Origin of the sequence: Pseudoxanthomonas sp. PXM02 (assembly GCF_014851805.1) — a bacterium.
Classification (GTDB): Bacteria; Pseudomonadota; Gammaproteobacteria; order Xanthomonadales; family Xanthomonadaceae; genus Pseudoxanthomonas_A.
Map to the genome: position 1 here is coordinate 1,428,241 of NZ_JACVAK010000001.1, position 22,025 is coordinate 1,450,265.

Annotated in this window: 19 protein-coding genes; 8 read left to right on the forward strand and 11 right to left on the reverse strand. The window is 67.5% G+C overall.

What is annotated here, in order from left to right:
* Positions 1–137: 137 nt before the first annotated feature.
* The 6 genes from IB225_RS06910 to IB225_RS06935 all read right to left on the reverse strand — a co-directional run bounded on the left by IB225_RS06910 (position 138) and on the right by IB225_RS06935 (position 8,602).
* Positions 138–380, reverse strand: coding sequence for a type B 50S ribosomal protein L31 (locus tag IB225_RS06910; RefSeq protein ID WP_162336762.1), 243 nt, complete (start codon positions 378–380; stop codon positions 138–140).
* Between the two features lie 76 nt (positions 381–456).
* Positions 457–1,395 carry a nucleoside hydrolase gene (locus IB225_RS06915; RefSeq protein WP_192310443.1) on the reverse strand — a complete coding sequence of 313 codons (939 nt, stop codon included), beginning with the start codon at positions 1,393–1,395 and terminating at the stop codon, positions 457–459.
* 78 nt (positions 1,396–1,473) lie between these two features.
* On the reverse strand, positions 1,474–3,579 hold the full coding sequence (gene recG / locus IB225_RS06920) for an ATP-dependent DNA helicase RecG (RefSeq protein WP_192310444.1): 2,106 nt from the start codon (positions 3,577–3,579) through the stop codon (positions 1,474–1,476).
* An 86-nt stretch (positions 3,580–3,665) separates the two neighbouring features.
* Positions 3,666–6,137 (reverse strand): TonB-dependent receptor, encoded by a 2,472-nt coding sequence (locus IB225_RS06925; RefSeq protein WP_192310445.1) that lies wholly within the window; start codon positions 6,135–6,137, stop codon positions 3,666–3,668.
* A 44-nt stretch (positions 6,138–6,181) separates the two neighbouring features.
* On the reverse strand, positions 6,182–7,357 hold the full coding sequence (locus tag IB225_RS06930) for an SO2930 family diheme c-type cytochrome (protein WP_192310446.1): 1,176 nt from the start codon (positions 7,355–7,357) through the stop codon (positions 6,182–6,184).
* Between the two features lie 9 nt (positions 7,358–7,366).
* Entirely contained in the window at positions 7,367–8,602 is a 1,236-nt protein-coding gene (locus IB225_RS06935; protein ID WP_192310447.1) for a parallel beta-helix domain-containing protein, read from the reverse strand.
* A 119-nt stretch (positions 8,603–8,721) separates the two neighbouring features.
* Here IB225_RS06935 and IB225_RS06940 point away from each other — a divergent pair, with 119 nt between their 5' ends.
* On the forward strand, positions 8,722–9,759 hold the full coding sequence (locus IB225_RS06940) for an AraC family transcriptional regulator (RefSeq protein ID WP_225583298.1): 1,038 nt from the start codon (positions 8,722–8,724) through the stop codon (positions 9,757–9,759).
* Positions 9,760–9,770: 11 nt separating this feature from the next.
* On the opposite strand, the gene IB225_RS06945 is transcribed toward IB225_RS06940, so the two are convergent.
* From IB225_RS06945 to IB225_RS06965, 5 genes are all read right to left on the reverse strand, one after another.
* Positions 9,771–10,154 carry a RidA family protein gene (locus IB225_RS06945; RefSeq protein WP_192310448.1) on the reverse strand — a complete coding sequence of 128 codons (384 nt, stop codon included), beginning with the start codon at positions 10,152–10,154 and terminating at the stop codon, positions 9,771–9,773.
* A gap of 211 nt (positions 10,155–10,365) precedes the next feature.
* A complete protein-coding gene (locus IB225_RS06950; RefSeq protein ID WP_192310449.1) occupies positions 10,366–12,537 on the reverse strand; it encodes a bifunctional (p)ppGpp synthetase/guanosine-3',5'-bis(diphosphate) 3'-pyrophosphohydrolase in 2,172 nt (723 codons plus the stop codon).
* A 127-nt stretch (positions 12,538–12,664) separates the two neighbouring features.
* A complete protein-coding gene (gene rpoZ / locus IB225_RS06955; RefSeq protein ID WP_192310450.1) occupies positions 12,665–12,964 on the reverse strand; it encodes a DNA-directed RNA polymerase subunit omega in 300 nt (99 codons plus the stop codon).
* 212 nt (positions 12,965–13,176) lie between these two features.
* Positions 13,177–13,794, reverse strand: coding sequence for a guanylate kinase (gene gmk / locus IB225_RS06960; protein ID WP_192310451.1), 618 nt, complete (start codon positions 13,792–13,794; stop codon positions 13,177–13,179).
* Complete coding sequence (locus IB225_RS06965; protein WP_192310452.1) at positions 13,791–14,651, reverse strand: YicC/YloC family endoribonuclease; 861 nt, start codon at positions 14,649–14,651, stop codon at positions 13,791–13,793. The genes gmk and IB225_RS06965 overlap by 4 nt, the downstream gene beginning before the upstream one ends.
* A 110-nt stretch (positions 14,652–14,761) precedes the next feature.
* Between IB225_RS06965 and rph the strand changes: the two genes are divergently transcribed.
* From rph to pepQ, 7 genes are all read left to right on the forward strand, one after another.
* Entirely contained in the window at positions 14,762–15,487 is a 726-nt protein-coding gene (rph, locus tag IB225_RS06970; RefSeq protein WP_192310453.1) for a ribonuclease PH, read from the forward strand.
* 4 nt (positions 15,488–15,491) lie between these two features.
* Entirely contained in the window at positions 15,492–15,881 is a 390-nt protein-coding gene (locus IB225_RS06975; RefSeq protein ID WP_192310454.1) for a VOC family protein, read from the forward strand.
* A 6-nt stretch (positions 15,882–15,887) separates the two neighbouring features.
* Positions 15,888–16,481 (forward strand): RdgB/HAM1 family non-canonical purine NTP pyrophosphatase, encoded by a 594-nt coding sequence (gene rdgB, locus IB225_RS06980; RefSeq protein ID WP_192310455.1) that lies wholly within the window; start codon positions 15,888–15,890, stop codon positions 16,479–16,481.
* A gap of 3 nt (positions 16,482–16,484) precedes the next feature.
* Positions 16,485–17,639 carry a radical SAM family heme chaperone HemW gene (gene hemW, locus IB225_RS06985; protein WP_192310456.1) on the forward strand — a complete coding sequence of 385 codons (1,155 nt, stop codon included), beginning with the start codon at positions 16,485–16,487 and terminating at the stop codon, positions 17,637–17,639.
* A 91-nt stretch (positions 17,640–17,730) separates the two neighbouring features.
* A complete protein-coding gene (locus IB225_RS06990) occupies positions 17,731–20,226 on the forward strand; it encodes a DUF1631 domain-containing protein (RefSeq protein WP_192310457.1) in 2,496 nt (831 codons plus the stop codon).
* Positions 20,223–20,570 (forward strand): PilZ domain-containing protein, encoded by a 348-nt coding sequence (locus IB225_RS06995; RefSeq protein WP_192310458.1) that lies wholly within the window; start codon positions 20,223–20,225, stop codon positions 20,568–20,570. Before IB225_RS06990 ends, IB225_RS06995 begins: the two co-directional genes overlap by 4 nt.
* Positions 20,571–20,649: 79 nt before the next feature.
* Positions 20,650–21,987, forward strand: coding sequence for a Xaa-Pro dipeptidase (gene pepQ, locus IB225_RS07000; RefSeq protein WP_192310459.1), 1,338 nt, complete (start codon positions 20,650–20,652; stop codon positions 21,985–21,987).
* The last annotated feature ends 38 nt before the right edge of the window (positions 21,988–22,025 follow it).

Consider the following 22,025-nt stretch of genomic DNA (forward strand, 5'->3'; position numbering starts at 1 on the left):
CGACACCAAAGTCAGACCAAAGACTAAGGCCGCGGACGCAACCTTGCGTTCCGGCACGTCGCACGATGAGTACGCGCAAACGCGAACGGCCGCGCACTAGGCGCGGCCGCAGGCGGATCAGGCGAACGACGGTTCGATCAGCGCGCGTAGCGCTTCTGGAACTTGTCGATACGGCCGCTGGTGTCGATGACCTTGTGCTTGCCCGTGTAGAACGGGTGCGAAGCCGAAGAGATTTCGACCTTGATCAGCGGGTACTCGTTGCCGTCTTCCCACTTCGTCGTTTCCTTGCTGCCCAGCGTGGAGCGCGTCAGGAACTTGAAATCGGAGGTCACGTCGTGGAAGACGACTTCGCGGTAATTCGGGTGGATGTCGGCCTTCATGGCGGGAACACCGTGTAGCAGGGAATGGAAGAGCGGCATTGTAGACCGCCCTGCCCTGCCGGCGCAACCCGGCCCCTCAGCCAGCGGCCAGTGCCGCCTCGATCAGGGCCTCGAACCGGGCCTGGTCGTAACGCAGCAGGATGTTGGCCTGGTCGGGCCGCCCCCCTTCCCGGCGCCAATCCACGATCGAGGCCCCGCGGGCATGGGCACCCTGCAGCTCGATGGCGAGGGGGCGCTCGGCCAGCTCCAGCGCGCCTTCCGGCGCCAACACGAACGCCATGGCCAGCGCATCGGCGGCATACCAGTGGTCGCCGCGGCGGTCGGCGGACCACAGCCGGGTTTTCTCCGAGATCTGGTCGTAGAAACGGGCGCGGGCGGAATCGGCCCGCAGCCAGCCCGCCACGCGTTCATGGTGCAACCCATGGGCGATGGTCGCCTCCCAGTCGGCCAGGTCGTAGCGGTCGAAGGCCTCGAGCACCAGGTGCGCCGCCTCCGGGTCGAAATAGAAATTGAACTCCGCCGCCGGGGTGATGTTGCCGTGGCAGGTGACCGCGCCGCCCATCACCACGAAGCGCGCTATCCGCTGCGGCAGTGTCGGGTCCAGCTTGAGCGCCAGCGCGACGTTGGTCAGCGGCCCGAGCGCGACCAGCACCAGTCGGCCTGCATGTTCGTGCGACAGACGCAGGATCGCCAGCGCCGCATGTTCGGCATCCACCTGGAGCGATGCCGGCGTGTAGCCGACATCGCCGAAGCCGTCCTGGCCGTGCACGTAGCCCGCATCCGGCGACGGGTGCAGCAACGGCGCAGGCGCACCGGCGAACACGGGAATATCGTCGCGGCCCGCGACTTCGCACAGCTTCAATGCATTGCGCACGGTGTGCTGTAGGCCTACGTTGCCGGCCGCGATGGTCAGGCCGACGATGTGGTGGCGCGCATCGTTGAAGGCCATCAGCAGGGCCAGCGCATCGTCGACGCCCGGATCGGTGTCGACCAGCAGGGGAATCCTGTCCGTCATCTTCTTCTCTTCGTCTTCTTGGCCGCCGAGTCTCGCACCGCGGGCGATGCCATGGAAGCGCGACGACCCGCGGGAGGGCTACGCAGACGCGTAACGCGCCGCCCCACCTACCCACCGATGGATCACCCAATCCGCCGCGGCAGGATCTTCGGTCATCAATCGCTCGGCCAATGCGTGCACCTGCGGCAACAGTCCCGCATCGCGCGCGAGATCGGCAACGCGGAAGGCCGCGAGTCCCGTTTGCCGCGTGCCCAGCAGCTCGCCCGGGCCGCGCAGTTCCAGATCCTTCTCGGCGATGACGAAGCCGTCATTGGTCTGCCGCATCGTCGCCAGCCGGTGTTTGGCCATCATCGACAGGGGCGCCTGGTACATCAGCACACAGGTGGATGCCGTGGCACCGCGGCCCACGCGACCGCGCAACTGGTGCAACTGGGCCAACCCCAGTCGCTCGGCGTTCTCGATGATCATCAGCGACGCGTTGGGAACATCCACACCGACCTCGATCACCGTGGTCGCGACCAGCAGGTCGATCTCGCCCTGTTTGAAGCGGCGCATCGTGGCCTGCTTGTCGGCCGCCTTCATGCGCCCGTGCACCAGCGCGACCCGCAGCGCGGACAACGACGCGGACAGGGTCTCGAACGTGGTCTGCGCGGCCTGCGCGACCACTTCGTCGCTGTCGTCGATCAGGGTGCAGACCCAGTACGCCTGCCGCCCTTCCGCGCACGCCATTCGGATGCGCTCGACCAGTTCCGGCCGTCGCTCGGCGCTCAGCGCAACCGTCTGCACCGGCGTGCGGCCAGGCGGCAGTTCGTCGATGGCCGATACGTCCAGGTCCGCGTAGGCCGCCATCGCCAGCGTGCGCGGGATCGGTGTGGCAGTCATCACCAGCTGGTGCGGCACGTTGTCCCCGCCCGCCCCCTTGTCGCGCAGTGCGAGTCGCTGGTGCACACCGAAGCGATGCTGCTCGTCGACGATGGCCAAGCCCAGGTCATGGAAGACCACCGCTTCCTGCATCAGTGCATGAGTGCCAACCACGACCTGCGCTTCGCCCGACGCCACCTGCGCCAGCACGGTGGCGCGTGCCTTGCCGGTGACCTTGCCGGCCAACCACGCTACACGTACACCCAGCGGCTCCAACCAGGCACGCAGGTTGGCAAGATGCTGCTCGGCCAGCAGCTCGGTCGGCGCCGCCAGCGCCACCTGCTTGCCCGCTTCGACTGCCAGCATGCCTGCCAGCGCCGCGACGACGGTCTTGCCGCTACCCACATCACCCTGCACCAGCCGCAGCATCGGTGAAAACTTGGCGATGTCTTCACGGATCTGGGTGAACACGCGCTGCTGCGCGCCGGTCAGCGTGAAGGGCAGCGCTTTCACCAGCGCCTTCACGAGTGTGCCCTTGCCTTTCAGCGCCGGCGCCTTGTGCTGCTGCAATGCAAGCCGCTGCCGGCGCAGGCTGAGGTGATGGGCGAGCAGTTCCTCGATCGCCAGGCGACGTTGTGCCGGATGCGTACCCAATGCAAGCGATGCGACATCCGCATCGCGGGGCGGGCGGTGCATGGTCAGCAGCGCCTGCCTCAGCGAGGGCAACCCCAGCCCTTCCAGCAGTCCGACGGGCAGCAGTTCCAGACGGTCGTCGCCCGGCAACCGGTCCAGCGCCTGGCCGACCAGCTTGCGAATGCTCGCCGGGCCCAGTCCTTCGATGGCGGGATAGACCGGATCCAGCGCTTCACCCAGCGCCGCATCGTCGTCATCGCCCAGCACGCGATAGCTGGGATGGATGATCTCCAGGCCGTTCTGCCCCGGCTTGGGCGTGCCGTAGCAGCGGATGCGAGCGCCGACCGCGAACTGCCCGACCTGCGCCGCGCGGAAATGGAAGAAGCGCAGCACCAGCGAGCCGCCCGCATCATCGGCCACGGCCACACGCAGCACCGGCCGGTAGCGGAAGCCGCGCTCGACCGCCTCCACGCGTCCCTCGACCTGGGCCGGCACACCCGGCTGCAACAGGCGGATCGGCGTGATCGCGGTGCGGTCTTCGTAGCGCAGCGGCAGGTGCAGCCACAGGTCCTGCAAGGTCAACAGTCCACGTGCCGCGAGCTTCTCCGCCACGCGCGGGCCCACGCCGGCAAGGCGACTCAGGGGTTCGGCGGAAAGTTCGATGGACGGCGAGTCGCGACGTGCAGGCATCGCACAAGGATGCCGGGAACGCCGCCAAACAAAAACCCCGGCATCTCACGATGCCGGGGCCCACGTCCGTCACGTCGCCGCGCGGATCAGAACTTCACGGCTACTTCCATGCCGTAGGTGCGCGGCTCGGTGATGGTGGCGCCCACCACGCCCAGCGGTCCCCGACCATAGGTGTTCAGCCCTTTCACGTACTGGTTGTCGAACACGTTGTTGCCGTAGATCGCCCAGCTCCAGTGCCCCTGCGGCGCGGTCCAGCCGATGCGCACGTCGGTACGGTCACGCGCTTCACCGATGTCGAGCAGTGCATTGACGCCACAGTCGCCCTGCAGGTCCGAGCCCGCATTGCAGCGGCTGCGTCCGCGGTACGCATGCCGCGCCGAGAAACGCAGCTCACCACGCTCGGACAGATCGACCTTGTACGCCGCGCCGACCGAGGCGGTGAAGCGCGGCTCGCCGGTCGGTTCGCCGTCCAGGTCCACGCCTTCCGGCGTCACGTAGTCCTTGTACTTGGAGTCGATCCACTCGGCCTGCGCATCCAGGGTGAAGCCGTCAGTCACCTTCCAGCGCAGGTCGACATCGATGCCGGTGGCTTCCAGATCGCCAGTGTCGAAGACGAAACGCGGGATGTCGACCGGGTTGTTCGGGTCCGGATCGATCAGGCGCACCGACTGGCGGTTGTCGTAGCGGTAGTGGAACACCGAGGCGTTCCAGGCGAAGCGGCCGAGCGACTGCTTGATGCCGGCTTCCAGGTTCCAGACGTCCTCGTTCTCGAAGGCCGGACCGATCTGCAGCGCGTTGAAGCCACCCGCCTTGTAGCCCTTGGCCAGCGAACCGAAGACCATGGTCTTGTCGTTGAGGTGGTAGTCCACCACGAAGCGCGGGCTGAAGTCGCTCCAGCTCTTCTTGTCACGATTGGTGATTCCCTTGTTGACGACCGCCGGCGGGTCGACGAAAGCCACCGACGTAGTGAGGGCGTACATGATCTGGGCCGCCGCTTCCGGCGGAAGATCCGCCAGGAACATCTGCGGAATGCCGGCACCAAGGTACGCGTTTAGCACCGCATCGAACGTGGCTGCGTTGCGCGGCCCGTTGAACCAACTGAAGCTCTTCTCGTCGCGGGTGTAGCGCAGGCCGAAGGTAACGTTCAGCCTGTCGGTCGCACGCCAGATGACATCGCCAAAGGCCGCATAGGCGGTGGTTTCGAGGGTGTTGTTGAAGACTTCGTTCCAACCGTAGCCAAGCAGCGACGGCAAACCGTTCGCCTGCCCGATCTGCGACATGACGAACAGCAAGGGGGTCCCTTCGGGCGCAAACGGAAAGCCCGCCGGCGCCGCGAACCCCTGGTTCGCCAGGATGCTTCCGAGCGCGGTCGTATTGGTGTTCACCTCACTGGTCTGCTCGGCGTCCTCCTTGAAATAGCTGGCGCCTGCCACCCAGTCCAGCCGCGCGCTGCTGCCGGAGAACTTGAACTCCTGGTAGAACGTCTCGTTGCTTTCGGTGTTGACGGAATCGATGTAGAGATCGGTGCGGTTGGTGCCGTCTTCCTCGGTCTGGTTCTTCGAGTCGTACTCGCGCCACGACGAGGTCGAGGTCAGGTTGCCCCAGGTGAAGGCGTGATCGACGATCACGTTGACGCCGTCGAACGTGCGCCACTCGGCATTCTCCGCATCGCTGTAGGTCGGCGTTTTGCGCGGGTCGAGGTAATCGTCAGGATCGACCGGCACAGGCGGCCGTTGCGGAAACGCAGGCAACGGCACGATGCCGGTGGTGACGCGCCCATTCTGGTCCAGGCTCTCGTGGTCCCAGCTCAGCAGCGCGGTGGTGTGGTCACCGATGCGCAGCTGCCATGCGGCACGCGCAGCCCACACGTTCTCGCCGCCCAGGTCCTTGCCGGTGGCGCCATCCTGGAACCAGCCGTCGCTGTGGTTGAACAGCGCGTTCACGCGGAACGCCGAGACATCGCTGACGGGGACATTCCACATCGCATCCACGTACTGCTTGCCGTAGTTGCCGAGCCGCAGTCGCAGGCGGGCTTCGGTCTCGTCCTGCGGCCGCCGCGTCACCAGCGAGATCGCACCCGCGGCGGTGTTGCGGCCGAACAGCGTTCCTTGCGGCCCCTTCAGCACCTCGATGCGCTCGACATCGAGGAACGGCAGCAGCACCCCGCCGCCGCGACCGCCGTACACGCCATCGACGAAGATGCCGACGGCTGGGTCGGTGCCGATGCCGAAGTCGTTGGTCTCCACGCCACGCAGGCGGAAGGACGGCTGCGTGGGCTGCGCGGCATCCACCACCAGGCCCGGCACGAACGCGTCGATATCGCCCAGGTTCTCCGCCGCCACGTCATCGAGCAGTTGCTGGTCGACGACCTGCAGCGCGATCGGCACGTCCTGCAATTCCTGCTGGCGGCTCTGGGCGGTGACGGTGATGGTGTCGAGGTTGGTGGCCTGCTGCTCGCCTTCCGGCGTCGCCTGGGCCCAGGCCGTCCCGCTCGCGCCCAACACCACGCAACTGCCGAACAGCGCGCGCCGAAGCCCTACGACCAGATTCCGTTGCATCACTCTCATCACGCCCTCCCGGAAGCGTTGTGCGGATACCGGCCTCAGGTGGCCGGCGATGGTTCACTGCCTGTACCTGTCCCCGTATCGCAACTGCCCGCCTGCGCATTGATCCATGCCCGGATCAGCTGCACCCCTTCGTGGTGGACGACCGAGCGCCCCAGCTCCGGCATCATGATCGCGGGGTCGTCACTGTCCAACCGGTAATCGAAGATGGAATCGGCCGCATGCCCCGGCACGATGTCGTAGCGCCGGTTGCCCGTGCCTTTGCCCGCGGCGATCGGCTGCTTGCAGAAGCCCAGCTTCAGCCGGTCCTGCGTCTGCGCATCCAGCCACAGGCCCGAGGTGATCGCCGGACCCGTGGCGCTGTGGCAATGGCCGCAATTGACGTCCAGGTAGGCGCGGGCGCGCGCATCAAGCGGCGCCTGCGTATCCATCGCATCGGCCAGTCGCGGCGGCGTGCTTGGTACGCCGGCCAGATAGCCGACACCCGCCAGATGGGCCAGCTGGTTCTGGCGACCGGACGCATAGTCGAAATCGCGGTTCAGATGCCGTGCCTTCGGACCGATCGGCAGCAGCTTGCGCGACTTGTTGTCGGTGATGTGGCAGCCGCCACACTGGTTCTGGTCGGGCACCTGGTAGTTGGCGGCCTCGCGCCGCCCCTGTGTATCGACCAGTTCGAGGGCGACCAGGTCGCCTGTCCGTTTCAGTGTGGCTTCGGTCTGCGCATCGTTCCACACATAGGGCAGCGCGACCCAGCCCTCGGCGCGATGCACCAGCAGCCGGGTTTCAATCAGCCGCACCTTGGACAGATCCAGCGCCTCGCCTTCCAGTGATGACTGCGAAGGCGGTGTCCGCGCCACGGACTTGCCATCCCACGCCTGCCCTTCCGGCAGCGGGTAATAGAACGTCTTGCTGAGGATGGTGCCGACCGGGAAGTCGAAACTCCGCTCCGGCTGGTACGTGGCCGAGGTGCCCTCCGGCATCCACACCGTGCGCAACTTGTGCGCGTAGTCGCTGAAGAGCGGCGTGTTGAGATCGTACGGCACCACGCCGTCGTTGAGGCGCAGGCGACCGTCCTCGATCCGCAATACGCCCCACTCTTCCAGCGAAGCTGGCTGGCCTTCCGCGAAGAAATGCACGCGTTGCGCGGGCCGGCACGCGGCCAGCACCATGCAGGCCGCCACGACCCCCAGCAACGCCATGACGCGATACCGCATGCGCCGTCCTCAACCGCGTTTCAGATCGACCGCCGGCAGCCGCGGCAGCTCGCAGTCGTGCACCTTGGCGTCCTTGCTCGGACTCTTGTAACCGCCCGGGCCGTCCGCGTTGACCACGCCGTTGACGTCGCGCAGGCAGATCTCCGGTCCCACCTTCTTACCGTCGACGACGCGCTCCTTGTTGAAGTAGCCATCCCACAGCACGTCGGGGAAATTGCCGCGCAGGCCGTACGTGGCCACCTTCAGCGCCTTCAGGTCGAAGCCGTCCGGCGAATCGCCGCCACCGGACAGCGTGTTGCCGTGGACATGGATGCGCTCGGGATACGGATCGAAGTTCGGCGACGCGCTGCTGTCCTTGTAACCGGTGGAATAGACGCTGGACACGATGATGTTGGCGGTCGCGTTGTCGCGGATCTCGTTGCCGAACACTTCGATGTCGTCGTTGGAATTGATCACGATGCCCGACCCGGCCGGCACGCTGGCCACCGGGGTGCCCTTGGCGCCGAAGTTCTCGTGGTTGTTCGCGATCACCTTGTTCGCATAGACGCGGATGTTCCCACCCTGCTGCGACAGGCCCGGCATGTTGAAGACCAGGATGCCGCCGGTGTTGCCGGTAGCGACGTTCTCGTAGACGTCGGCGTTGATGGTGTTCTCGATCTCGATGCCGGCGACGTTCTGTTCGGCGCGGCTGCGGCGCACGATCACGCCGTCGGACTGGCCTACGTAGATGCCCGCATCGGACGCACCGATCGACACGGTGTCTTCGATCAGCACGTTCTTGGTCAGCACCGGATAGATGCCATAGGCGCCGTTCTTGGTGCTCGGGCCGCCGGTCCACTGCACCTTCACGCCACGGATCGTGATGTTCGACGACTCGCTGATCTTCAGGCCATCGCCCTTGGAGTCCTCGATGGTGAGGTTCTCGATAGTGAAGTCGTTTCCGTTGACCAGCAGCCCCTCGGCGCCGGCCTTCTGCCCTTTGAAGCTCAGCACGCTGCTGTCCATGCCGGCCCCGCGGATGGTCACCCCGTCCGCGCGCAGGGTCAGGCTGCGGTCGAAGCTGTGGCGGCCGGCCGGAATCTCGATGACGTCGCCCGGCTTGGCGTCCAGTAGACGCTCCTGCAAGGTCGCGGCGAAGCCGGCGTCGGCGGCCGCCACGGCGGCGGTGTCCGGTGCTTTGGGTTGGCAGCCGGCGGCCATGAGCGCCAATGCGCCAGCCACTGCCACCGAAATGGTGCGCTGCATGAGTCTCCCCTCCCATACGCCTGCGTAGTGCCAAGCAGTCTGGTGCGGCGGCCTATGTGACACAGAGGGCGGGAGCGGCATACTACGGGGGGCAAAGCGGACAAGCTGGAGCGGCCTCGATGCGCTGGAAAACCGGACTGGGCAATCGCCTCTCGATCGCCAACCTGCCCACCAACATGCTGTGCGGCCTGGTGCTGCTGGCCGGCGAATTCGGCGTGAATGCGGAAAGCTGGTTCGCCGGCATGCGGATGAACGTGCAGGAGATCCACGATCCGCTGGCGCGCGTGTCCTACCGCCAGGCCAGCGAGATCATCCGACGCGCCCTGCCCACCCTGCCGATCGACGGCGTGGGCCTGGCCATGGGCGAGAAGCAGAACGGCGGCAACTTCGGCCTGCTCGGGCTGGCGATGAAAACTGCGCCGACCTTCGGCGACGCCGTGCAGATCGGCCTCGAATACCAGCGCAACCTCGGCCCGCTGATGGACCTGGACATGCAGGAGGGCGACGACGGTGCTTTGGCCGTCGTGGCCACCGCACCCGAGGAGGCGGCGGACCTGCTGCCCTTCCTGTGCGAAGAGATGTTCGCCAGCACGCTGATGCTGGCGCGCGAACTGGCCGGCCCCGAGTTCCGCCCCGTGCGGATGGACCTGGGGTATCCCGCGCCACGCTACGCGGCGCGTTACGGGGAACTGTTCGGCTGCGAGGTGCGCTTCGACCAGCCCCGGCACGCGATGGTCGTCGACCGGCGATGGTTGGAGCTGCCGTTCGCCAGCTACAACCCGGTGACCTCGCGACAGGCGCTGGCGCTGTGCCGCGCACAGCTGACCGCGATGTCATTGCGCGGCGAAACCACCGCCGCAGTCGAGCGCCAGTTGCGGCCACGCCTGCGCGACAACCCGCAGATGACGGATGTGGCCACCGCGCTGCACCTGAGCGAGCGCACGCTGCGCCGCCAGCTTGCCGAGGAAGGCACCAGCTTCAGCGCCGTGCACGACCGCGTGCGCACCGAACGCGCACTGGAACTTCTGCAGGACGCGGAAGTGACCATCGCCAGCGTCGGCAGCCAGATCGGTTTCAACGACGTGCGCGAGTTCCGTCGTGCGTTCAAGCGCTGGACCGGGCATACGCCGAGCGAGACCCGACGTAGTCCGGCCTGAGCGTCATCCGCTCAGTCGAGCAGCATCACCGCATCGACTTCGAACGCGGCGCCCTTCGGCAGGCCGGAAACTTCGATCGTCGAGCGTGCTGGATACGGCGCGGCGAAGTAATCCTGCATCACCGCATTGACCGCGGCGAACTGCGACAGATCGGTCAGGTACAGGCCCAGCCGCACGATGCGGTCGAGCGAACCGCCCGCGGCTTCCGCGACCGCCTTCAGGTTGTCGAACGCGCGGCGCGCCTGCACGGCGATGTCGCCATCGACCAGATTGCCGCTCGCCGGATCCAGCGGAATCTGCCCGGAGAAATACACCGTGTTGCCGGCTCGCACGGCCTGCGAATACGGCCCGATCGCGGCGGGCGCCTGGTCGGTGTGGATGATCTGCTTGGTCATGGGCGAGCTCCAGTAAGAACCCGTGATTCTACGTAGGGCGGGCCCAGGCCCGCCATCGCGACCACTCGGATTGCAGCGGCAATGATCGGCGTTGCAGCAGAGGCTTCAGCCCCAATGCTCTTTGCGCGATCCGATCGGCAGATCCCAAAGCCTCAGGGCTGAAGCCCCTCCTACAGGATCACCGCGACGGCGGGCCTGGGCCCGCCCTACGTCACTGGCGACGCACGCCGTGTACGACGTTGAGGCGTCGCAGCCGGCGCATCACTTCCGCCAGATGGTTGCGGTCGCGCACCTGGATCGAGAAGCGCAGCACGGCGACGTTGATGTCGCGCTCGAGATATTCGACGCGCTCGATGTTCGACTGGCTCTTCGCCACCGCGGCGGCGACCTGCGCCAGCACGCCGGGACGGTTTTCCACGTCGATCAGCAGCGCGGCGTCGTAGTCACCGGTGACCTTCGCATCCCACGCGATCGGCACCCAACGCTCCGGCGACTTGCGGAATTCGGTGACGTTGGGGCAGTCCAGACGGTGCACCACGATGCCCTTGCCGGCCGTGTGGTAGCCCATGATCTCGTCGCCCGGGATCGGCTGGCAGCATTGCGCGAAGCTGACCACGCCGCGCTCGCCGCCAGTGATCAGGATCTTTTCCTGCGAATGCTTCGAGTGTCCGCCCGCGCGAAGCTCGGCGAACGCCGTCAGCGCCTGCGCCGCCTGCGACGGCATCCAGTTGCCCAGCGCCACGTCGGCGAGGAAGGCCTCCAGGCGCGGGTACTTGTGCTCGGTGAGGAAGGCTTCGAGGCGCTGCTGCGGCAGCCGCTCCAGCGAGCTGTCGAGGTCTTCCAGCGCGCGGTCGAGCATGCGGTGGCCGAGCTGCACGGCGTCCTCGTGCTCCAGCTGCTTGAGCTGATGGCGGATCGCCGTACGCGCCTTGCTCGTCACCACGAATTCCAGCCACTGCGGCTTCGGGGCCGCGGACTTGGCGGTGATGATCTCCACGCTCTGTCCGCTGGCCAGCTTGGTGCGCAACGGCACCAGCTTCTTGTCCACGCGCGAAGCAACCGCCTGGTTGCCGACGTCGGTATGCACCGCATAGGCGAAATCCAAGGCAGTGGCATTGCGCGGCAGCGACAGGATCTTGCCCTTCGGCGTGAACAGGTAGACCTCGTCCGGGAACAGGTCGACCTTGACGTTGTCGAGGAACTCCAGCGACGAGCCGGCGGCGCGCTGGTTGTCGATCAGTTCCACGATCCAGGCATGCGCGCGGTTCTGCGCGCTGTTGGGCGAATCGGTGCCGAACTTGTAGGTCCAGTGCGCCGCGATACCGCGTTCGGCGACCAGGTCCATCTCGGTGGTTCGGATCTGCACTTCGATCGGCGAACCATAGGGCCCGAACAGCACGGTGTGCAGCGACTGGTAGCCGTTGGCCTTGGGGATGGCGATGAAATCGCGGAAGCGCCCGTCCAGCGGCTTGTACTGCGCATGCACCGCGCCGAGCGCGTGGTAGCAGTCCGGCACCGAATCGACGACGACGCGGAAGCCGAACACGTCCATCACCCGGTCGAAGCTTTTACCCTCGCCGCGCATCTTGTTGTAGATGCTCCAGGGCGTCTTCACCCGGCTGACCAAGCGGTGCTCGATGCCTTCCTTCGCCAGTCGCTGCGACAGGTGGGCCTCGATCTGCGCCATGGACTCGCGGCGCATCACCGGCTGGCTGCGGATGTGTTTCTCGACCACCGCGTGGCGCCAGGGATGCAGCGCCCGGAAGCCCAGGTCCTGCAGTTCCGACTTGACCAGGTTCATGCCCAGCCGCTGCGCGATGGGCGCGTAGATCTCCAGCGTCTCGCGGGCGATGCGTCCGCGCGCCTCGGCGCTCTGCGCGCCCAGCGTGCGCATGTTGTGCAGGCGGTCGGCCAGCTTGATCATGATCACGCGCAGGTCGCGCGACATGGCCAGCAGCATCTTGCGGAAGCTTTCGGCCGCCGCTTCCTGGCGGTCACGGAACTTCAGCTTGTCCAGCTTGGTGACGCCTTCGACCAGTTCCGCGACCGATTCGCCGAACTCGGCCGCGATGTCGGCGCCGGTCAGCGGCGTGTCCTCGATGGTGTCGTGCAGGATCGCCGCGATCAGCGTCTCGGCGTCCATCCCCAGTTCGGCCAGCACCCCGGCGACCGCCACGGGATGGGTGATGTACGGCTCGCCCGACTTGCGGGTCTGCCCCGCGTGCGCCGCCGCCCCCACTTCCCAGGCCCGCCGCAGCAGCGGCAGCTGCTCCTTCGGCAGGTACTTCGCCATCTTCTCGAACTGCACCACGTACTCCGGCACGCCCTCGTCACGCGAAGAAGCGGGGCTGCGGAGTGCCTTGGCGGTGCGACCTGAATTCATGCCGCCAGACTATGCCAGTCACGTCGCCACGGCAACGCGGATCCGGGCTCCGGAAATGCAGAAAGCCCGCTTTCGCGGGCTTTCCGGCGATCGTCCGTTCCGATGGGAACGTCAGATGACGTTGATCTCAGTCGTCGCCCTTCGACAGGTCGTCGTCGGCCACCACTTCGGCGGCGGCCCACTCCAGCGCTTCGCGTTCGGCGCGCTCGCGCTCGGCCTTCTCGACGCGGTCGATCAGCTCGTTGTCGATCTTGCGCGCGGCGATTTCACGCAGCGCCAGCACGGTGGGCTTGTCCTGCGCTTCGGTGTTGTCGATCTGGGCCTCGACGCCGTTGGCCAGCTGGCGGGCGCGCTTGGCGGCCATGGTGACCAGCTCGAAACGGTTGTTGACGACTTCCAGGCAATCTTCGACGGTGATGCGGGCCATGCGGGCTCCCGGCGACCGGCAGGTCGCCCAGTGAATACGGAAAGGGGCCGGGATTGTAGGCAGCCGGCCCCGGCAATGCAAGCCTTTCCTTGAAAATCAAATACTTATTTTCGGAATCGTCTTAGGAGGGGCTTCAGCCCCGACCAAATCCCGTCAACGCAGCGGCTGTGCGGTCGGGGCTGAAGCCCCTCCTACAACCGCCCGGCGCGGCGCTATTCCGCCAGCAGGGCGGCGATCAGGTCCGCGTGGCGCACGTCCTGCGCCTCCCGGCGCAGGCGGCTGGCCGTGAAGATGGTGTGCATCTGCGCCACCGCGTCCTCGAACACGTCATTGACGATGACGTAATCGAACTCGGCGTAATGCGACATCTCCTCGCGGGCGGCGGCCAGGCGACGCTGGATGACCTCCTCGCTGTCCTGCCCGCGGGCACGCATGCGCTGCTCCAGCGCATCGCGCGAAGGCGGCAGGATGAATACGCTGACCGCATCCGGCACCTTCTCGCGCACCTGGCGCGCGCCCTGCCAGTCGATCTCGAGCAGTACGTCCTTGCCGGCATCGAGTTGCGGCTCGACCGACTGGCGCGCGGTGCCCTTCCAGTCGCCGTGGACTTCGGCGTACTCGAAGAAGTCGCCGGCACGGATCATCGCCTTGAATTCGTCCGCGCTGATGAAGTGGTAGTGCTGCGCATGCCGTTCGCCCGGGCGCGCGGCGCGCGAAGTGAACGAGATGGACAGCGCGATCTCGTTGTCGCGCGCCAGCACGGCGTTGACGATGCTGCTCTTGCCCGCGCCCGACGGCGCCGCGACGATGTAGAGGGTTCCGCGCTTCATTCGATGTTCTGCGCCTGTTCGCGGATCTGGTCGATCAGCACCTTCAGTTCCACCGCGATGTTGGTGGTGCGGATGTCGACGGACTTGGAACCCAGGGTGTTCGCCTCGCGGTTGAACTCCTGCAGCAGGAAGTCCAGCCGGCGGCCCTGCGGTTCCTTCTGGGTGAAGACGCGACGGATCTCCTTGACGTGGCTGTCGAGGCGGTCGAGCTCCTCGTCCACGTCCAGCTTCTGCAGCCACAGCACCAGTTCCTGCTCCAGCCGGCCCTGTTCCATGTTCTGCGCCACGTCGGCCATGCGCGCTTCGAGCTTCTGCCGCTGGCCGGCGCGGATCTGCGGGATCAGCGTGCGCACCTCCGCCGCGAGCGCGGCGATGCCGTCCACGCGCTCCAGGATCGCCGCCACCAGCTTGGCACCCTCGCGCTCACGCCCGGCGACGAACTGGTCGAGCACGGCGTCCAGCAACGCCAGCGCCTCGGCCTGCAGCGCCTCCATGTCCACGCCCTTGCTCTGCAGCACGCCGGGGAACTGCAGCAGGTCGGTCAGCTCGGTGCGCAGGTTGGGCAGGCGCGCGGACAGGTCCTGCGCCAGTTCGGACAGCTGCGCCACCACACGGGGATTCAACTGCAGCGCGCCGCCGCCTTCGGGCGCGCGCAGGCGCAGGGTCAGGTCCAGCTTGCCGCGCGACACGCGCGAGGCCACGCGCTCGCGCAGCGCCGGTTCCAGCACGCGCAGTTCGTCCGGCAGGCGCACGCCCAGTTCCAGGAAGCGGTGGTTGACTGCGCGCAGTTCGGCCGCCAGCGTGCCGCCGTCGGTGGCGCGTTCGGCGGTAGCGAACGCCGTCATGCTGCGGATCATGCAGGTGCCCATCGGACCAGTGAGCGGCGCATCTTAGCAGCCCCCGCGCTGCCGGCCGGGCACGGCGGGCCGGGCTGGTAAACTTCGCCCCCCTCATTGCGGATGCCCCCATGTCCTTTTCCCGCCCCAGCGGCCGCCAGCCCGACCAGATGCGCGACGTCAGCATCCTGCGCAACTACACGCGCCACGCGGAGGGCTCGGTGCTGGTCAGCTTCGGCCATACGCGCGTGCTGTGCACGGCGACGGTGGAGAACAAGGTGCCGGGCTTCCTGCGCGGCAAGGGCGAAGGCTGGGTGACCGCCGAGTACGGCATGCTGCCGCGCTCCACCCACACGCGCAGCGATCGCGAAGCCTCGCGCGGCAAGCAGGGCGGGCGCACGCTGGAGATCCAGCGCCTGATCGGCCGCACGTTGCGCGCCTGCGTCGACCGCGGCGCATTGGGCGAACGCACCATCACCCTGGACTGCGATGTACTGCAGGCCGATGGCGGCACCCGTACCGCCGCCATCACCGGCGCCTACGTCGCACTGGTGGATGCGGTGAACTGGCTGAAGGCCCGCAACGAGATCAAGCGCGACGTGGTGCACGGCGCCGTCGCCGCGGTCTCGGTGGGCATCTACCGCGGCGAGCCGGTGCTGGACTTGGATTACGCCGAGGACAGCGACTGCGACACCGACATGAACCTGGTGATGAACGACGGCGGCGGCTTCATCGAGTTGCAGGGCACGGCCGAAGGCCATGCCTTCCGTCGCGACGAACTGGATGCGCTGCTCGCGCTCGGCGAGAAGGGCATCGGCGAACTGTTCGCCGCCCAGCGCGCGGCGCTGGCGGGCTGACGCCATGGCCCTGCTGAGCCTGGTCACCCTGCTGGTCGACGACTACGACCGCGCCATCGCCCACTACCGCGATGCGCTGGGTTTCGAACTGCGCGAGGACACCGACCTTGGCGGCGGCAAGCGCTGGGTGCGCGTGGCGCCGGCAGGCGAAGGCACCACCGACCTGCTGCTGGCAGTCGCGACCACCGACGAACAGCGCGCGCGCATCGGCGACCAGACCGGCGGTCGCGTGGGGTTCTTCCTGAAGACCGATGATTTCTGGCGCGATCACGCACGGATGACGGCCGCGGGCGTCGAGTTCCTCGAGACACCGCGCGAAGAGATCTACGCCACTGTCGCCGTGTTCCGCGATGCCTACGGCAATCGCTGGGACCTGCTGCAACCCAAGGGCTGATCCACCATGAAACTCGTCCTCGCCTCCTCCAACCAGGGCAAGCTGGAAGAACTCCGCGACCTGCTGGCCGATACCGGCATCGAACTGGTTGCGCAGTCCGACCTGGGCGTGGAGGACGCCGACGAGACCGGCACCACCTTCGTCGAGAACGCATTGATCAAGGCGCGCCACGCCAGCCTGCAGACCCGCCTGCCCGCGCTGGCCGACGACTCCGGCATCTGCGTGGATGCGCTCAACGGCGCACCCGGCCTGTATTCGGCGCGCTATGCCGGCGGCCACGGCGACGCGCAACGCAACATCGACAAGCTGCTGGACGCGCTGAAGGACGTCGCCGGCGAGCAACGCGGTGCGCACTTCTATTGCGTGCTGGTGCTGCTGCGCCACGCGCACGACCCGCAGCCGCTGATCGTGGAAGGCGAGTGGCGCGGCCGCATCCTGCATGAACGCCGCGGCCAAGGCGGCCACGGTTACGACCCGGTGTTCTTCGATCCGCAGCACGGGCAGTCCGCGGCAGAGATGCCGCTGGCGGAGAAGAACCGAATCAGCCATCGCGGCAAGGCGCTGGCCGGCCTGAAGCAACGGTTGCTCGACCTGCCCTGACCCATGCTGATTCCCCCGCCCCTCTCGCTCTACGTGCACATGCCGTGGTGCGTGCGCAAATGCCCGTACTGCGACTTCAATTCGCACCAGGGCAAGGGCGAACTGCCGTTCGACGACTACGTCGACGCGTTGCTGCGCGACCTGGACCACGACCTGCCGCTGGTGTGGGGACGCACCGTGCACAGCGTGTTCTTCGGCGGCGGCACGCCCAGCCTGTTCCCGCCGGTGGCGATCGACCGCTTCCTGCAGGGCGCGAGCAGCCGGCTGCGTTTCGCGCCGGGACTGGAAGTCACCCTGGAGACCAATCCCGGTACCGCCGAACACGGCCGCTTCGAGCACTACCGCGCCGCCGGGATCAACCGCATCAGCTTCGGCATCCAGAGTTTCGACGACGACAGCCTGAAGAAACTCGGCCGCATCCACGACAGCCATGAAGCCGAGTACGCGGTGAAGCTGGCGCAGGATGCCGGCTTCGACAATTTCAACCTCGACCTGATGTACGCCCTGCCCGGGCAGACGCTGGCGATGGCCGAACACGACCTGCAGCGCGCGTTCGCCCTGCAGCCGGCACACATTTCGCACTACCAGCTGACGCTTGAACCGAACACGGTGTTCTTCGCGCGGCCGCCGCAGGGCATTCCCGACGACGACCACGCCTGGGACATGCAGGAGCACTGCCAGGCGCTGCTGGCCGACGCCGGCTACCAGCACTACGAAGTCAGCGCCTACGCGCGCCCGGGGCGCCGCTGCGCGCACAACGTCAACTACTGGCGTTATGGCGATTACATCGGCATCGGTGCCGGTGCGCACGGCAAGATCACCGTCGGCGCCACCCAGCAGGTCCTGCGCCGCTGGAAGATCAAGCACCCCACGGCCTACCTGGCCGCGGCCGGTACGCCGGCGGCCATCGGTGGCGACGACGACATCACGCCCGAGCGGCGTCCGTTCGAGTTCATGCTCAACGCCCTGCGCCTGCAGGAAGGCTTTGCACTGGCCGACTTCACCGCGACGACCGGACTGCCGCTGTCGAGCATCGCGCCCGCTCTGGAACAGGCCTTGCAATCAGGCTGGCTGGAGGTGTCCGATACCCATGCGCGTCCCACCGCGCTGGGCCGGCGCTTCACCAACGATGTGATCGAACTGTTCCTGGACACCTGACGTCCGCAGTGCCCGCGCCACGGCGACGGATGGGTGCGCAGGCGATGCAGGGTGTGATAATGATGCGGAGAGAGGGGAGCCCACTGCACCGATGACCGCGACACGACCGCCGACGTCCGCTGCCGCGCCGACCACGATCGCATCGTCGGCCCTGCCGCCGCGCGTGCGGCGCGTGCTGCAAAACCTGTTCGACCACATCACCCCCGATTTCGTCGCCGCGTTGAACGGCATGCTGGTGGAGTTCGAGCAGCAGCTGTTCAAGCAGGCCGAACAGGCCCGCAGCAACCACGCGCAGACGCAGATCTTCGTCGACCTGCGCTCGCTGCAGAAGAACCGGGTCGAACTGGTCCCGCATTACATGTTCGCGCTGGAAGCGGAGCTGGCGGGCATCCGCAGCGCACGCGCAGCAGGCGAACAGGCGCAGGTGCGGCTCGACTACCAGACACTGACCCTGGTCGAAGACGCCGCGATGGACGAGGAGATCGTGCTGCGCGAAGTCGCGCGCCGGCACGAGCAGCGCGGCAATGCGCAGATCCTGATGCTGGGCCAGCGCTTCGGTGTACTCGCCTGCCGTCCGGCCTACGAGGCCGAGAACCTGCCGCTGGGCCCGCATCGCCTGAGTCACCTGCTGAAAGACGCCGCTGCGTGCCTGGAACTGTCCATCGACGCGCAGTTGGTGCTGTACCGCAGCTTCGACCACAAGGTGATGCTGAACTACACCGAGTGGGCCAACACGGTGAACCAGTTCCTCGCCCGCGAAGGCATCCTGCCGGGCCTGGCCTACATGCCGCGGCGCGTGCGCAACCTTGAAGTCGTGCGGCCGCCGAGCGACGAAGCCCGCGGCGGCGCACGCCCGATGACCGCCTGGCAGAGCCAGGCCGGCGCGTCGCACTGGGCCACGCTGACGCCCGAACAGTTGCAGGCGGTGGCGGGCGCACTGACCGGCACCACGCCGGGCACGGCAGCGCCGGCACCGGCCACGGCGGGTACCGCAGCCGGCACACCGGCCGAGGGCGCGGCGACGGCCGGACAGGCATCGCAGGACATGGCGGGCTCGTTCGAAGTCCTGCAGAAACTGCTCTCCATCCGCCGCGGTGGCCTGCAGGCGGACGCGCTCGCCCGCGCGGGCGACATCGACTCGATCTCCGGTGACGCCGGTGGAAGCGCCGACGGCACTGGCGCGCCAGCCATGACGGATGCAGGTGCAGGCGCTGGCGGTGCCCCCGCCGCGCAGGGTGGCCAGGCCAGCGGAGGCGCGGGGAGTGCGCCGCGCCGCCTGCTGCCCACGCCCGACGTACTGAGCACACTGCAGACGCTGCAGACCGCGCCGCTGCCCGCGCGCGCACCGGACCAGCCACGCCGCACCGTGGCGGACCTGCAGCAGTTGATGCTGGCTGAAGTCCGCGCCAAGCACGGCCCTGGCGCCGCGCTGGCCAGCGCGGATTCGGACACCTTCGAACTGCTCGACCTGCTCTACAACGAGATCGAGCGCGAAGTGCAGCACGATGCACCCGCCGCCGACATGCTGGTGCGACTGCAGGTGCCAGTGGTACAGGCCGCGCTGCGCGACCGCAACTTCTTCCTGCGCGCGCAGCATCCCGCGCGCGACCTGCTCAATACGGTCGCCGAATCCGGCGCGACCTGGCTGGGCGACGAAGATGTCGATCCGCACCTGGTGCAGCGACTGCACAAGGCCGTCGAAACCGTCGTCGAGACGTATGAGGGCGACGAAGCCGTCTTCGAAGACGCCAACCGCGACGTGCAGCAGCACCTGCAGGCAGCGGCGCGCAAGGCCGAGCTGGCCGAACGCCGGCAGATCGAAGCCGCGCGCGGCAAGGACCGGCTGGAAATCGCCAAGCAGCGCGCGGCCGACACCATCGAGTCGGCGATGGCCGAGGCCAAGCCGCAGAAGTTCGTGCAGGCGCTGCTCAGCCAGGCGTGGGCCGACGTGCTCACGCTGACCCAGCTGCGCAACGGCGAGTCGTCCACGGAGTGGGCCGAGCAGCTGCAGACCACGCTGGAAATCGTCGCCGCCACGACGGCCAACCAGCCGCCCGATCCGGCGCTGGCCAGCAAGATCGAGAAATCGCTGGTGCAGGTGGGCTACCACGAGGACGAAGCGGCCGCGATCTCGCGCCGCCTGTCCAGCGCCGAAGAAGACGAGAGCACTTCGCGCACCGAGCTGACCGCACGCCTGAAAGCACGCGCGCGTCTCGGCGGCCAGGGTGAGGTCAAGAAGAAGCCCACCCAGCCGCGCACGCCGCAGGAACAGGAGTGCTACGACTACCTGCGCTCGCTGCCGTTCGGCACGTGGTTCGAGTTCACCCGCAACCAGCAGGGCGACGTGCAGCGCCAGCGCCTGTCGTGGTTCAGTCCGGTCACCGGCAATGCGCTGTTCGTCAACCAGCGCGGCCAGCGCGTCGGCGAACACTCGCTGGACACGCTGGCGCACCTGATGGCCAAGGGCCAGGCGCAGGTGGTCACCGAGGACCGCGGCCGCCTGATCGACCGCGCCTGGAACGCCACCCTCAACGCGCTGCGCAGCCTCACCGGCCGCAGCGGCGAACCCGCAGGAGACGCCGCATGATGCGCGAGTTCCGCCGCGCCCGCCGGCGCGCCGTGCCGAAACCGGTGCCGGTGTTCGACCTGATGACCGAACAGGTCATCGGCCGGCTGGGCAACCTGTCCGAATCCGGCATGCTGCTGGTCGCCACCGAACCCGTGGTCGACGATGCGCTGTACCAGCTGCGCTTCCACCTGCAGGACGAACGCGGCCAGGACCAGCCGATCGACGTGGGCGCGCACCTGGTGTGGTCCGCCGCCGCGAACACGCCCGGCCAGGCCTTCGCCGGCCTGCGCTTCCTGACCATCGACCGCGAACCGCTGGAGCGCCTGCGCCAGTGGGTGAACGCCGGCCCGGAAGCCGAATAGCGCGCAAGGCGACCGTCCGCGCAACGCCCGTGCCGGACGATTGCGGCAAAATGGCGGCTCATTCGCACGAGCCGCCGCCATGAACGCCCCCGCCTCCTTCGACACCGACCTCGTCCCGCTGTACGCCGACCACCTGGCGGCGATGAAGCGCCGTGCGGACGAAGCCTTGGCGCGCGGCGGCTTCGACCACTTGGTCGTGCCCAGCGGCACGCAGCACTGGCAGGTGTTCGACGACCGCGATTACCCGTACGCGGTGAATCCGCAGTTCAAGGCCTGGCTGCCGCTCACGCGCCTGCCTTACAGCTGGCTGGTCTACACGCCGGGCGAGCGGCCTAAGGTGATCTTCTACCAGCCGTTCGACTACTGGCACGTGGTGCCGGATGCGCCCAGCGGCTGGTGGGTGGACCACTTCGACATCCACATCATCCGCACGCCGGAAGACGCGGGCCCGCTGCTGCCCACCGCAACGCACAGCGCCATCCTCGGCGAGCCGCAGAGCGCGCTCGGCGGGCACGTGCCGAACAATCCCGAGCCGGTGATCCAGTACCTGGAATACCAGCGCTCGTACAAGACGCCCTACGAGATCGCGCTGATGCGGCAGGCGCAGCGCCTGGCCGTGCGCGGGCATCGCGCGGCGGAAGCGGCCTTCCGTGCCGGCCAGAGCGAGTTCGGCATCCACATGGCCTATTGCGCCGCCGTCGGCCAGGACGCCAACGACCTGCCCTACGGCAACATCATCGGCCTCAACGAACACGCCGCCGTGCTGCACTACATGGAGCTGCAGCGCGTGGCGCCCGATCCGCTTCGCAGCTTCCTGATCGACGCCGGCGCCAGCTTCCACGGCTACGCCAGCGACATCACCCGCACGTACGCCTACGACACCGGCAGCGAGTTCCAGGCGTTGATCGATGCGGTGGACGCCGCCCAGCAGCAGATGTGCGCCGGCGTCCGCGCGAACGTGGACTACAAGCAGCTGCACGTGCAGGCACACCACACGCTGATGGGCATCCTGAAGGACTTCGGCGTCATCACGGTGTCGCCGGAAGCGGCGGTCGCCACCGGCGTCAGCGCGGCATTCTTCCCGCACGGCCTGGGCCATCCCATCGGCCTGCAGGTGCACGACGTCGCCGGCTTCGCCGCCAGCGACCGCGGCGGCCGCATCGAGCGTCCCGCCGGCCACCCCTACCTGCGTATGACCCGCGTGCTGGAACCCGGCATGGTGGTGACGATCGAACCGGGCCTGTACTTCATCGACATGCTGCTGGACGAGGTGAAGAAGAACGGCCACGCCGCCAGCATCGACTGGGCACGCGTCGACGCGTTCCGTCCCTATGGCGGCATCCGCATCGAAGACGAAGTGCGGTGCACGGACGGCGATGCGGACAACCTGACGCGGCCGGCGTTCGCGGAAGCGTGATCCGGAAGTTCAGAACGACATAGGTTGGGGTGAGCAAC